The following is a 13,420-nucleotide window of genomic DNA, read 5'->3' as shown; positions in this document are numbered from 1 at the left end:
TCAGAATCGGATTAAGTATGGCTTCGAGAGTTGTCGGTACCGATGAGCGACGACGGCATACACAGACGAACGTTCGTGAAGGGTATCGGCATCGCAGCCGGGACGGCGGCCTTCGTAGGCACGGCCGCGGCGAACTCGACGGTCTCGACTGCGATTCTCGACGAGGAGTTCGACCTCGACGGCGGCCTCCAGGAGGCGCTCGTCGTCTTCGATTCCGCCGACGACGCCGAACGGCTCGATACACTCGACCTCGAAGAAGGCTACCGCCTGTTCGAACATCTCGGTATCGCCTGGACGCACCTCCGACCGTCCCAAATCGAGACCGTCGCCGGCTGGGACTCGGTTCGGCGGGTCAAGCGCTCCGAACAACTGGAGTGGCACAACGACGACACCTCCCGGGAGTCGATGGCCGTCGAGACTGTCCACCAGGACCTCGGCTACACCGGCGAGGACGCCCACGTCGTCGTCATCGACTCGGGACTCAACGCCAGCCACCCCGGTATCGGCTCCGAGCGCGTAGAGGCGAATTTCCGGTACGTCGACGAACCGACCGGGCCGCGGGACCCCCTGTGGATCGATGCCGGTCCCGGCGACACCGACACCGTCGGCCACGGCCAACACTGCGCGGGCATCGTCGCCGGCAACGGTGAGGGCGGCGTCAACGGCTCCTACGAAGGGATGGCCCCGGACGCGACCATCACGAGTTACGCGGTCGTTCAGGGAGTTTACCTCCCGTACGTGGTCGCGGCGTGGGACCACCTCCTCGGCCGAATCCGGACCGAACCGGAGTTCGACCCCGACGTGGTGTCGAACTCCTACGGCGTCTCCCGGAACAACGTCTACAACCCGAACGACCCCGTCAACGTCGCCACCTGGGAGGCGTTCACCGAGGGCGTCCTCCCCGTGTTCTCCTACGGCAACGACGGGCCGGACCTCGGGTCGGGCAACCGCTTTGCGAAGGCACCGCACGTCCTCGGCGTCGGCGCCGCCGAAAAGACCATCTCGCCCGGAGACAACGCCAACAACCGCTCGATTACGAACTTCTCCTCGCGCGGTCGTGAGGTCGAGGACGACACGTTCTACAACCGCGAACAGCTGCTCCGGAACCTCCGGGAGTTCCACGCCATTCAGAGCGGTTCCCACGCAACCGTCGACAGCGGCACGTTCACCGGCACCGTTGGCCCCGGAGTCAACACCAGTCCGGGCGCGGCCGCCGTCGACGAGGACACCGGCTCCGCCTACGAGCGGCTCGAAACCTTCGGGAACGTCGACCTCGTCGATTTGACGCTGACACTGGACCCTGAAGGCCAGTGGGTCCGGATGCGCGTCTACGAGGAACAGAACGGCGAGTGGGTCGAAATCGCCCAGTCACGGGAGGAACCGTTGAAGCAACACGACACGCTCACCGTCGATATCGACGGCGGGAACACCTACCTCGTCGAACTCGAACCGGAAGACGCCGTCACCGCCGAGTACACCATCGAGTACGAACAGTACGAGAAGGCCGACGGCGACCTGAGCGAGGCTCGGCCGCTGACCCTGTTCCGCCCCGGCATCAGCGCCCACGGCAACCTCGTGTTGAGCACGCAGGACAAAGCCGACGTGCTCGGGCCGCTGGGCGAGACGGGCGACGCCGAACCGTTCTACGGTCGCCTCTCGGGGACGTCGATGTCCTGCCCCGGAGCAGCGGGCATCGCCATGTTGGTCCAGGAAGCCTACCGCGCCGAGAGCGGTGGCGAGGAACTCTCCCCCATCGACCTCATCCGCGTGCTGGAACACAGTGCGGCTGATTTCAATCCCGACTACAGCGTCACGAACACGGGTGCCGGGTCCGTCGACGCCGAGGCAGCCATCGAGACGGCCGAGGCGCTGGCCGGGGGTCTCACGGTCGCTGACCTCGACACCGGACTCGACGCGCTGGTCGAAGACGTCGAATCGGTCGAACCGCCCGAGACGTTCGATTTGACGGCCAGCGGCAGTCGGGAGAACGACGCCTCGGTGTTCACAGGTGGACAGGCCACTCGCGTCACGGTAACGCTCCGGAACTTCGACACCGAGGCCGCCGACTCCGTCCGCGTCGTCGACCAGTTCCCCTCGGAGTGGAACTTCCTCGAATACGGCGGGAGCTACGAATCTGTCGACGACGATGCCGGAACTGTCGACTTCGGCACCGTCCCCGCATCCGACCTCGACGACGGCTCGGTGGAGTTCACCTACTTCATCGAGGCACCTGAGGGCGTCCAAGCGAGCGGGCCGTACACTTTCGGTGCCGCCGAGGCCACCGTCGAGACGTGGGCAGTCCCCGAGGAGAAACGTGGCTCCGGGGAGACGACGTTCGGCGGGACGACCGACGTGGTGGTCATCGGACAGTCGACGTAGGGTCTGGAGCCGTCGCTCTTTCCGTTATTTTGCCGCAAAAGCGGGGACAGGGATGCCTCCGTTCCGGGTGTCGAAGTGGTCGGTCCCACTCACACCCACTGGTACTCAGTATCAACCGACGTATCAGTGTTTACCCAAATTCCACCCACATCTCGCTCCTCACCCACAACCGACTTATCGACCCGAACCGACGCACCGATATGAGCGTCTCTCGCGTCGTCGAGTTGGAGGGCCACATCATCGACTCGGGGATGATGCAGGCTGCGTTCGGTATCGTCATGGACCACGGTGGCTCCTTCGACGTCGAGGAGTTCGACATCGGCCGCCACAAGGACAAGGAGTCCTACGCCCGCATGCTCGTCACCGCCGATACCGAGGAGGACCTCCAGCGCATCGTCCACGAACTCCACCAGAACGGGGCGAACCTCGCCGACCCCAACGACGCGAAACTGGAACCGGCCCCCGAAGACCAGGTCGTCCCACACGGCTTCTACTCGACGACGAACCACCCCACACAGATTCGATACGAGGGCGAGTGGGTCGACGTCGAACACATCGAGATGGACTGTGCGGTCATCGTCGAAGAGCGGGAGTCGCGTAGCGACTCCGAAGGGTCGAGCGGCGACGAGCCACGAGACGGATCCGATTCGGGCGTCCGCGCGTACACGAAGGTTCTCAACGCCATCGAGGAGGGCGACCGAGTGGTCACCGGCGAGGCCGGGATTCGAGTCCAACCGCCGGAACGGCCCCGGAGTCAGGAGGGTGCCTTCGGGTTCATGCAGGGCGGCATCTCCAGTGAACGCCCCTCCGAATCGACAATCGAGCAGATCGCCGAAGCCATCGAGGAGACAAAAGCCGAGGACGGCGACGTGTTGGTCGTCGCCGGCCCCGCGCTCATCCACTCCGGCGCTCGGGAGGACCTCGCCTCGCTCGTCGAAGAAGGGTACGTCGACTATCTCTCTATCGGCAACGGCTTCGCCGTCCACGACATCGAGCGTGACCTCTACGGTACGTCACTCGGCGTCAACACCGAGACGCTGGACCACGCCCGCCACGGCCACAAACACCACATCTACGCCATCAGCGAGGTCATCCGCGCCGGCGGCATCGAGGAAGCCGTCGAGGACGGACTCCTCGAATCCGGCGTCATGTACCAGTGCGTCCAGAACGACGTGCCCTACGTCATCGCGGGGTCGATTCGGGACGACGGCCCGCTGCCGGACACCATCACCGACGCCATTGAGGCCCAGAACGCCATCCGCGAGCAGGCCCACGAGGCGGATATGGTGTTGATGCTGTCGACGCTGCTGCACTCCGTTGCCGTCGGCAACTGTCTGCCGTCGACGACGCGGGTCGTCTGTGTCGACATCAACCCGGCGACGGTGACCCAACTGCTCGACCGCGGGTCGGCACAGGCAGTCGGCATGGTCACCGACATCGGGACGTTCGTGCCCATCCTCGCGGAGAATCTGCTTGAGAAAGGCGCCGTCGAGTTGGACGACTGACACGGGTTGTTGTAACGATCGACCGGTCATCGCCCACACTGGAGTAGACTGATAAAAGACTACAACACCCGTATGATTCTACGCGCCGGGGACGCCTTCCCGGTAGGTTATCAGCGCTGCTTTCGCGTCGGCGACTGCGTCTGCCGTCTCGTCGGTCGTCTCGTCTGTGAGTTCGTCCAGCGTCCGGTCCATTCGTGCGAGGGCGCCGTGGTCGAGTTGTCGTCCGGCGTCGAGCGCCTTCGACACCTTCTCGACGATGCGGTCGAGTCGCTGTTCGGCGTCGCCGTCGGCGAGGTCGCGGGCGGCTTCGAGCGCGTCGAGCGCCGACTGGAGTTCGTCCGCGCTCATGAGTCGAGTGGGATGGCGACGACCGGCACGTCCGAGGTCAGCAGCACGTCCTGTGCGGTGGAGCCGAAGACGATTTTCCCGGTCCTGCTCCGCTGTCGGATGCCGAGGATTACTTCGTCGACGTTGTACTGGTCGACGAACTTCTGGATGTCAGTCGAGGGATCGTTCCCCCGGACGAGCTGGTGAGTTTCGGCGTTCGGAATCGACTCTGTGAGTTCCTCGGCGGCCTCCTTTCCGTCGAGGACGTCCCGGTCGGACGTGCTGTCGCCACCTTTCAGGGAGTTGACGACGTACACCGTGTCGTCGTCGGTGACTCGGTTCTTCAGGTACCGCCGGAGTCGTTTGCTGGTCGCCTCGTTGTCGGTCGCTGCCAGGAACGTCGTCATGTGCATCCACGACGACCGGTACCCTATTAAAACCGTCCGCTGACCTATGGATACATGTTCGTGCATATATTCTGGGCTTCTCGAACCAGAGTATGCAGTTTACTGCAGCCGAACCGGGGCTATCATTAGCCATGCGCCGAAAGGGCGTGTACGCTCAGTTTCCCATGACAGCCAACGGTAGCCCCTACGCACCCCACACGCCGGCCGAAACCGAGGCGATGCTCTCGGCGGTCGGCGTCGACCGCGAGGAGGCACTTTTCGACATCCCCGACGACGTTCGATTCGACGGCGAGTTCGACATCGACGCCCGCAGCGAGCAGGCGACGCGCGAACTCGTCGAGGACACGCTCGCCAAAAACGACGACCTCGTCGAGTTCCTCGGACGCGGTCACTACGACCACTACGTCCCCTCGATGGTCGACCACCTCTCGGCGCGCTCGGAGTTCCTGACGAGTTACACACAGTACCAACCCGAGGTCGCACAGGGGTTCCTCCAGGCGCTGTTCGAATATCAGTCGATGCTCGTCGAGTTGACCGGTCTGTCGGTCGCCAACTGCTCGATGTACGACGCGGCGACGGCGTTGGGCGAGGCGGCGACGCTCGCCGTCCGCGTCCGTGAAACCTCCGGTGACCGCGTCGTCGTCCCCGAGACGCTGTCGGCGGGCCGCCGCGGCACGCTGGAGAACTACATCGCCGGTCACGACATCACTATCGACACCTATCCGATGGACGACGGCAACGTCGATCGCGAGACGCTGGCCGAATCCGTCGACGAGGAGACGCTGCTCGTCTACGCCGAGAACCCGACGGTTCGCGGCACTATCGAGGAAGGTCTCGAAACGGTCGGCGAACTGGCCGACGACAACGACGCGCTGTTCGTTCTCGGCTCGGACCCGGTCGCACTCGCCTTGCTGCAGGAACCGGCCAGCGTCGGCGCAGACGTGGTCGTCGGCGACGCCGCGACGCTCGGCTTGCCGGCCGCCTATGGGATGGGGCTCGGCGTCTTCGCCTGCCGAGAGGAATTCCTCCGGCAGGTACCCGGCCGCCTCGTCGGCGCCAGCGACGATACGACGGGCCACCGGGCCTACACGCTCACCCTCCAGACCCGCGAACAGCACATCCGGAGGGAGCGGGCGACCTCGAACATCTGTACGAATCAGGCGTGGGTCGCCCTCCGGACGGCGATGCACGTCGCGTGGCTCGGCCCCGACGGCTTACTCGACCTCGCGGAGGACTGTGTCACCCTCGCTCGTGACCTCGCCGACCGACTCAACGGTATTCGAGGAGTGAAAGCGCCGGTCCACGACCGCCACCACTTCCGGGAGTTCGTCGCCCGAACGGACCAACCCGCGTCGGCGGTCGCCGCGGACCTCGAATCCGCGGGCTACGCCGTCCACGTCGTCAGCGAACACGAACTGCAGGTCTGCGTGACCGAAACCAACGAGGCCAAAATCGATGGCTTCGTCGCCGCCTTCGAGGAGGCTGCACGATGACCGACGAGTCGCCGCTCGGCTACGACCAGGCGCGGTGGACCGACGACGAGGACACCTACGAGCCGCTGCTCTCCGAGAAGAACACCGAATCCGTCGCCGTCGACTCGGCGCTGCCTGACGACCTCACGCGCGATGAACTCGAACTACCGAACCTCTCGGAGCCCGAACTCGCCCGCCACTACACGCGACTCTCCGAGATGAACTACGGCGTCGATTCCGGGCCGTTCCCGCTCGGCTCCTGTACGATGAAGTACAACCCCAAGTTCACCGAGGACGTGGCCGCAGTCGCCGACGCGTCGGTCCACCCGGACCGCTCCGAGCGGAGCACGCAGGGAACGCTCGAACTTCAGTACGAACTCCAGCAGTATCTCGGAGTCATCGGTGGGATGGACGCGGTGACGCTACAGCCCCCCGCCGGCGCCGCCGGCGAGTTCGCCGGGATTCTCATCGCGAGAGCATATCACGAATCCCGGGACGACGACCGCAGCGAGGTCGTCATCCCCGATTCGGCTCACGGGACGAACTTCGCGTCGGCGGCGTTGGCGGGCTACGACGTGGTGACGCTTCCCTCCGGCGAGGACGGCCGCGTCGACCTCGAAGCGCTCGAGGCAGCTCTTACGGAGGATACCGCCGCGCTGATGCTCACCAACCCGAACACTCTCGGCCTCTTCGAGCGGGACATCACCGAAATCAGCGAGATGGTCCACGACGCCGGCGGTCTGCTGTACTACGACGGTGCGAACCTCAACGCCCTGCTCGGCCACGGTCGACCGGGCGACATGGGCTTCGACATCATGCACTACAACGTCCACAAGACGTTCGCGACGCCACACGGCGGGGGCGGCCCCGGAGCGGGACCGGTGGGCGTCGTCGAGGAGTTGGCCGAGTTCCTCCCCGATCCGCACGTGCGTGAATCCGATGGTGGATACGAACTGTACGCTCCCGAGAACTCTATCGGGAAGGTCCACGGCTATCAGGGCAACTGGCTCGTTGCGGTGAAGGCCTACGCGTACATCGCCCGCCTCGGCGACGAGGGGCTGGCCGACGCCTCCGCGAAGGCCGTCCTCAACGCCAACTACCTCGCTGAGATGGTCGACTACGAGGTGCCGTTCGGGCCGTTCCACCACGAGTTCGTCGCCTCGGCCGGCGAACAGGACGCCGCCGACGTGGCGAAACGGATGCTCGACTACGGCGTCCACCCGCCGACGACGAAGTGGCCAGAAATCGTCGGCGAGGCGCTGATGACCGAACCGACCGAAATCGAGAACAAACGAACGCTGGACCAACTCGCCGCGGCGTTCAACGCCGCCCGGGCCGACGACATCGAGACGCTGGAGGCTGCCCCCGAACGAACGGCAGCCCGCCGAATCGACCAAGTGTCGGCCGCACGGGACCCACGGCTGTCGTGGCAGGCGCTCGACGACGAATAGCCGCTCCGTTTTTTGTCACTCGAAGCCGCCGTCCACAGTCGCGACTCTGTGCGAATCGGGCGATTTGCTATCGCAATATATGATTTATAAGTCGGCTGTCCTCCGGGGTCAATCCGCGGTTTCGAGGGATTCGGTCCGGTTTCGGAGGTGTTCGATGCGCTCTTCGGTGGCGGGGTGTGTTCGAAACGGCCCCGTCGTGATATCCGACGCTGCCGGCGGCAAGATGTCCATGACTGCGACGGAGTGTTCCCACTCGCGGAGGTCGGTTTCCGGTCGCCTCCTGGCGTCGTCGAGTCGACGGAGCGCGCTCGCGAGAGCCACCGGGTCGCCCGTCAGTTCGGCAGCGCCGGCGTCGGCACTCCACTCGCGTCCGCGCGAGAGGATGGCCGTCCCGAGTTGGCCGTACAGCTTCAACAGAGAGAAAACGCCGTTCCAGATGCGGTCTCCGAAGTCGTGGGGGTCGTCCTCCATCCACTCGTCGGCGGCGAGTACCGGTCCGAGTGCGGCGCCCATCACGCGACTGTCCCCGTTGGCCAGGTGGCTGATTTCGTGTGCTAAAACAGCCTCGAGTTCGTCCTCGGTGAGCGTCTCCAGCAGTCCAGTCGAAACCACGATGATTGCGTCATCCCCGTATCCCACGGTCACGGACTCCGGACGGGCCGTTTCAGTGATGTGGACTGCTGGTTCGGGAACGTCGGCCTGCTGTGCGAGACGACTCACGGTTGTGGCCACCTCTGGGTGGCTTTCCTCGATGGGGTTGCTGTCCGCTGCGAGCGTTTCGCGCAGTCCCCGAATCCGGGACCGAACGTCCGCGACCGTCACCCACAGCGCGAGGACGACGCCAAGTCCGAACACGACGACGAGACCGACCGCCGTCGACAGGGCGGCCCGTAGCGCTGCGCTCCCCTCGACGAGCGTCAGGTAGAGACAGCCGAGCAATCCGGCGGTAACAGTCAGGGAGATGGGTGTCGTCGGCGGAATCAAGTACTCCGTCCCGGTGTAGTTCCGAACGTAGGGCCACCCGCGAACCACACCCACGATGGCGGCTATCGCGGCTGAGGCCACGGCCCATGCCGGCACGGGGAACGCTGTCGACAGCCGTGGCAGGTCGGCAAGTGCGTCGGCGCCCTCGTACACCCAGCCGAAAATCGCGAATCCGAGCATTCCGCCGAAAATCGAGAGAATCACGGCGAGAACGAGCGATATCGACAGGAGGATGCCGAGGGCGACGGCCATTCGAGCGAGAAGCGAGAGCCGTAACCGGAGCTTCATGCTATCCGACGCACGCACCGAACCGACAAATCACTCGGGGTCCGACCTACGCCGAGGTGGAGGTGTCGATGCCGTTGATGGTGACGAAGCCGTAGTCACACTCCGGGCAGTGCCACTTCTTTTTCCTGCCGAGGTGGATGCGCATGCTCGCAGCCTTGTAGAACTCCCGGCTCGACTCACAGACCGGACAGTCGTCTTCCAGTGAGAGGCTCATGAGTCGCCCTATTCGGGGCGGACAGTTGTAGTTTACTGGTCGGCGGCTTGCAACTGATTGGAGTTCTTTTAATAATAAACTGTATGTGGGGATATCGAATCGGCACGCTGCGTTCGGGTCGGCCGTAGGCAAACGTCGAATATGAACGTGCCTGTCATGGCCACCACAACGCACAAGGGGGACCTTTACCATTGTTAGAGAGACTCATGAGTACACCAGTCATCGTCGACGCCGTTCGAACGCCGTTCGGCAAGCGTGACGGCTCGTTCAGCGACACCCACCCACAGGACCTCGCGGCAGAACCACTGCACGCCCTTCGAGAGCGAAACGACTTCGACCCCGAAACCATCGAAGACGTCATCTACGGCTGTGTGACGCCGGTCGACGAGCAGGGGCTCAACATCGGCCGACTGGCGCCGATGGTCGCCGGCTGGGGCGACGGCGTACCCGGCGTCCAACTGAACCGGATGTGTGGCTCCGGCCAGCAGGCCATCAACTTCGCGGCCGGCCAAATCGCTGCGGGTCACCACGACGTCATCATCGCCGGTGGCGTCGAACACATGACGCGCGTGCCGATGGGGTCGGACGGCAACAGCGTCACGGACACGTACTTCGAGTACTTCGACGAACTCACCACGCAGGGTGAGGGTGCCGAGCGCATCGCCGAGAACTACGGCTTCTCGCGGGAGTATCTCGACGAACTCGCCGCCGAGTCCCAATCGCGGTGGGGCGAGGCCGCCGAGGCCGGCCACTACGACGACCAGGTCGTCCCCGTCGAGACGGAACTGGACGACGACCGTGTCACCGTCCAGGAGGACGAACATCCCCGTCCCGGTACGACCGCCGAGAAACTCGCGAACCTCCCGCCGTCGTTCCGCAGCGCCGAGAACGGCTTCCACCACGCCGGGAACTCCTCGGGCATCGTCGACGGCGCGGGCGGCCTGCTCATCGCCAGCGAGGAAGCGGCCGAGGAACACGGCTGGGACCCGATGGCCCGCATCGTCGACAGCCACGTCGTCGGCGTCGACCCCATCACGATGCTGACTGGTCCGATTCCGGCAACGCAGGAGATTCTCGAGCAGAACGACCTGAGCATCGACGACATCGACCGCTTCGAGGTCAACGAGGCCTTCGCGGCCGTAGTCGCCGCCTGGCTCGAGGAGACCGGCGCCGACTGGGAGAAGACGAACGTCTGGGGCGGCGCCATCGCCCACGGCCACCCGCTGGGTGCGACCGGCTCTGCACTCGTCGGCAAACTCCCCTACCAACTCGAGGAGTGCGACGGCCAGTACGGCCTCTCGACGATGTGTATCGGCTTCGGGCAGGGCATCGCGACCATCATCGAACGGCTGTAACGTCGATTGCCGACCGGCATTTTATTGCTGTCGTCCGCGTAGAGGATTCGATGACCACCGTCACGGCCGACGAGAACGACCTCCGAGAGCGTATCATGGCGTTCCTCCGACGGAACTTCCCGCAGATAGAGATGCACGGCGGCAGCGCGGCGATTCAGCAACTCGACGTGGACGCCGGCAGCGTCACCATCCGTCTCGGCGGCGCGTGTTCGGGGTGTGGCGTCTCGCCGATGACGACGCAGGCGCTGAAGACGCGGCTCGTCCAGGAGATACCGGAAATAACGCGGGTCGAAACCGAAACCGGGGACGGGGACGCGGGAACACCCCGGGGATTCGACGCCGACGACGTGCCGTTCTGAGGGAGGCTTTTATCGCCGGCCACCGAGGGTCGAGTATGCAGGAAACGAGACGACAGGTCCTCGATTCGGTCGCCGACGGTCCGGTCGCTGGGCCACAACTGGCCGAACGGCTCGGTGTCTCTCGGGCGGCGGTGTGGAAACACGTCGAGGCGCTCCGCGAGGAGGGGTTCGGAATCGAGAGCAGAGACGACGGCTACGTTCTCACGTCCGTTCCGGAGTTCGGCGGTGCGGCCGTCGAGTTCGGTCTCGAGGCACCGTTCGAAATCGAGTACCACGACGCCGTCGGAAGTACCAACGACCGGGCACGGGAACTGGCGGCCGACGGCGCGGCCGATGTCGCCGTTCTCGCGGACGAACAGACCGGCGCCCGGGGCCGTCTCGAACGTGCGTGGTCGGCGCCGTCGGGCGGCATCTGGCTCAGCATCGTCTGCCGTCCCGACCTCACGCCGGCGCAGGTGCCGATATACACCCTGGCAGCGGCGGTCGCCACGGCCGAAGCACTCCGCGATGTCGGGGTCGACGCCGGTATCAAGTGGCCCAACGACGTCCTCGTCGGCCCCGACGAGAAGAAAATTGTCGGCATTCTCACCGAGATGGAGGGCGAGGCCGACCGCGTCTCGTGGGTCGTTCCCGGCATCGGCATCAACGCCAACGTCGAGTTGAGCGAGGTTCCCGAGACGGCGACGACGATTCGAAACGAGGTCGGCGACGTGAATCGTGCCGAGTTGACCCGGGCGATACTCGAACGGTTCGACGAATTACGGCGGGACCCGGAGTTGGTCCTGCCGGCGTGGCGTGACCTCTCTATCACGCTCGGCCAGCGGGTCCGAGTCGAGACGGCCACGGGCGAGGTGGTCGGGGAGGCCGTCGACGTCGAGTTCCCGGGAACGCTCGTCGTCGACACCGAAGCGGGTGAGAAACGCGTGTCGGCGGGCGACTGTGAACACCTCCGGCCAGTCTGAACTCCCGGTTCCGACGAGGAGCTGTGACGCTACCTGAGCACTTCCGAGACGGCGGGGTCGGCCGCGAATGGCCGTTCGTCAGCGGCCTCTTCGGATAGCGGTTCTTCGATATCGCCGACCCGGACGGTCAACACCGGCACCTCAGAGCCGCGGACGACCCGTTCGGCGACGCTGCCCAGCAGGAGTCGATTGAGTCCACCCCGTCCGTGGGTGCCCATGACGACGAGGTCACACCGGTTATCGCGGGCGTATTTGACGATTTCTTTGCTCGGTGGTCCCTCGGCCATCGCGGTGGCGGTTTCGGTCTCCCGGAGACGTTTCTCGGCGTTGCGAAGCGCGGCCTCTCCCTCTTCGCGGAGCATTGAGGTGACGCTCTCCCAGGATGTCTCCATTGGGAGGCTCGCAAAGCCCGCGGTGTCGACGACGTAGAGGAAGTGGACTTCGGCCTCGTGGGCCCGCGACAGTTCCGACGCGTGGTCGATTACCCGGTCCATGCCGCCCGACCCGTCAGTCGGAACGAGAATTCGATTGTACATTGTCACCACACCACATGAACAATGACGACACCGGCACAAACCCTTTTCGACCGTTCACGAACGGTTTTGGGCCGCTTACGCGCTGTCTCGGGGCGTGACGATTCGCTTGACGTCGTCGACGCCGGCGCGACGGACCACCGCCCGAACCGGGTCGCGAGCGCCGGTGAGGTTGTCCGAGTCGCCGTCGAGAACGAACAGTCGGGCCTCTCGGCCGGGCTCGACGACGCCGCAGTTCAGCCCCGCGATGTCGGCGCCGGCGGCCGTCGCCATCCGCAGCACCTCGGGGGCGGTCACGTCACACAGTTTCGCCGTGAACTCCATCTCCCGGAACATCGACGGACTGTTGAGCATCACGTTGTCGGTGCCGAGCGCGACCGACGTGCGTTCCAGAAGGTCCGAGACGGGCGGGACGCCCACGTCGGTGACGAGGTTCGACCGCGGACAGACGACGACTGGCGTTTCGCTGTCCTCCAGCCGTTCGAGGTGCATCTCCTCGGCGTACACCATGTGGACGACGAAGTCGGGGTCGAGGTCCAAGGCGGGGTTGATGTCGTGGGGGTCTCGCTCGCCGGCGTGGATGCCGAACGGCTTCTCCGCGTGCAGGGTCGCGTTGCGCTCCGCGGAGAAATCCGCATCGCGGGCGCCACTTGCACCGTAGCCGTCGGCTACCTCCAATACGCCGATTTCCTCGCGACCGAAGACGAACGGCTCGATATGGAGGCGTGCCGCCGCATCGAGCAGCGCGTGAACGCCGTCGACGCCGCCCTCCCGAAACTCCAGAAACGCAGTCGTTCCGCTCGATTCCATGAACGACAGCGAGCGACGCATCGCCTCGACCAACTCCTCCCGCGTTGCGTCCTCAAGCAGTCGGTGTTTGAGGCCGTTCGGCGGCGCGACGAGTTCGTCCAACGAGAGACCGCGGCCGGCCTCCTTGGCGATGGAGTCCCCGATGTGCGTGTGGGCGTTGACGAACGCCGGACAGATGATGTCCGTCGAGGCCGTCTCGACCTCCTCGATGGCCGTTATTTCGCCGTCCTCGACGACGACGCGGCCCTCGACCGGTTCGTAGTCGGCTCCGGCGAGTATCGTCCCCGACAGTTCCATGTCCCCCTCTGTGTTGGCCTCAATAAAAACGGCCCGTTCTCGGATTGTCTTTCTCCGCAACGGGTTTTCGAGTCAGG

Annotated in this window: 13 protein-coding genes; 7 read left to right on the top strand and 6 right to left on the bottom strand. The window is 65.0% G+C overall.

The window, feature by feature from the left end; translation table 11 throughout:
- Positions 1–42: 42 nt before the first annotated feature.
- The gene (locus HWX69_RS13170) at positions 43–2,379 is read left to right on the top strand and encodes a S8 family serine peptidase (protein WP_178917546.1); all 2,337 of its coding nucleotides are present in this window, start codon (positions 43–45) and stop codon (positions 2,377–2,379) included.
- A 200-nt stretch (positions 2,380–2,579) separates the two neighbouring features.
- Positions 2,580–3,884: an ornithine cyclodeaminase family domain gene (locus HWX69_RS13165; RefSeq protein ID WP_178917545.1), complete on the top strand. Its 1,305-nt coding sequence runs from the start codon at positions 2,580–2,582 to the stop codon at positions 3,882–3,884.
- Positions 3,885–3,962: 78 nt separating this feature from the next.
- Here HWX69_RS13165 and HWX69_RS13160 read toward each other — a convergent pair whose 3' ends face one another.
- A complete protein-coding gene (locus HWX69_RS13160) occupies positions 3,963–4,232 on the bottom strand; it encodes a DUF7553 family protein (protein WP_178917544.1) in 270 nt (89 codons plus the stop codon).
- Positions 4,229–4,618: a universal stress protein gene (locus HWX69_RS13155; RefSeq protein ID WP_178917543.1), complete on the bottom strand. Its 390-nt coding sequence runs from the start codon at positions 4,616–4,618 to the stop codon at positions 4,229–4,231. Before HWX69_RS13155 ends, HWX69_RS13160 begins: the two co-directional genes overlap by 4 nt.
- Before the next feature lie 164 nt (positions 4,619–4,782).
- Between HWX69_RS13155 and gcvPA the strand changes: the two genes are divergently transcribed.
- Both gcvPA and gcvPB read left to right on the top strand, forming a co-directional pair.
- Entirely contained in the window at positions 4,783–6,111 is a 1,329-nt protein-coding gene (gene gcvPA, locus HWX69_RS13150; protein WP_178917542.1) for an aminomethyl-transferring glycine dehydrogenase subunit GcvPA, read from the top strand.
- A complete protein-coding gene (gene gcvPB, locus HWX69_RS13145) occupies positions 6,108–7,541 on the top strand; it encodes an aminomethyl-transferring glycine dehydrogenase subunit GcvPB (RefSeq protein WP_178917541.1) in 1,434 nt (477 codons plus the stop codon). Before gcvPA ends, gcvPB begins: the two co-directional genes overlap by 4 nt.
- 108 nt (positions 7,542–7,649) lie before the next feature.
- Here the strand turns inward: gcvPB and HWX69_RS13140 are convergent, their stop codons facing one another.
- Positions 7,650–8,813: a M48 family metallopeptidase gene (locus HWX69_RS13140; protein ID WP_218644791.1), complete on the bottom strand. Its 1,164-nt coding sequence runs from the start codon at positions 8,811–8,813 to the stop codon at positions 7,650–7,652.
- A gap of 46 nt (positions 8,814–8,859) precedes the next feature.
- Complete coding sequence (locus HWX69_RS13135) at positions 8,860–9,027, bottom strand: DUF7838 family putative zinc beta-ribbon protein (RefSeq protein ID WP_178917540.1); 168 nt, start codon at positions 9,025–9,027, stop codon at positions 8,860–8,862.
- A gap of 206 nt (positions 9,028–9,233) precedes the next feature.
- Here HWX69_RS13135 and HWX69_RS13130 point away from each other — a divergent pair, with 206 nt between their 5' ends.
- Genes HWX69_RS13130 through HWX69_RS13120 form a run of 3 tightly spaced genes read left to right on the top strand, consistent with a single transcriptional unit; the run spans position 9,234 to position 11,703 of the window.
- Entirely contained in the window at positions 9,234–10,382 is a 1,149-nt protein-coding gene (locus HWX69_RS13130) for a thiolase family protein (RefSeq protein WP_178917539.1), read from the top strand.
- Positions 10,383–10,432: 50 nt separating this feature from the next.
- On the top strand, positions 10,433–10,741 hold the full coding sequence (locus tag HWX69_RS13125; protein ID WP_178917538.1) for a NifU family protein: 309 nt from the start codon (positions 10,433–10,435) through the stop codon (positions 10,739–10,741).
- A gap of 35 nt (positions 10,742–10,776) precedes the next feature.
- Complete coding sequence (locus HWX69_RS13120; protein WP_178917537.1) at positions 10,777–11,703, top strand: biotin--[acetyl-CoA-carboxylase] ligase; 927 nt, start codon at positions 10,777–10,779, stop codon at positions 11,701–11,703.
- A 29-nt stretch (positions 11,704–11,732) separates the two neighbouring features.
- On the opposite strand, the gene HWX69_RS13115 is transcribed toward HWX69_RS13120, so the two are convergent.
- Positions 11,733–12,239, bottom strand: a complete 507-nt coding sequence (locus HWX69_RS13115) for a universal stress protein (protein WP_156707997.1) — start codon at positions 12,237–12,239, stop codon at positions 11,733–11,735.
- A gap of 75 nt (positions 12,240–12,314) precedes the next feature.
- Positions 12,315–13,343 (bottom strand): amidohydrolase family protein, encoded by a 1,029-nt coding sequence (locus tag HWX69_RS13110; RefSeq protein ID WP_178917536.1) that lies wholly within the window; start codon positions 13,341–13,343, stop codon positions 12,315–12,317.
- Positions 13,344–13,420: the final 77 nt, after the last annotated feature.

Source organism: Natronomonas gomsonensis (assembly GCF_013391635.1).
In the GTDB taxonomy this organism is placed as follows: domain Archaea; phylum Halobacteriota; class Halobacteria; order Halobacteriales; family Haloarculaceae; genus Natronomonas; species Natronomonas gomsonensis_A.
Note: the sequence above shows the minus strand (reverse complement) of the source record. Positions and strands in the feature narration are given on the sequence as shown.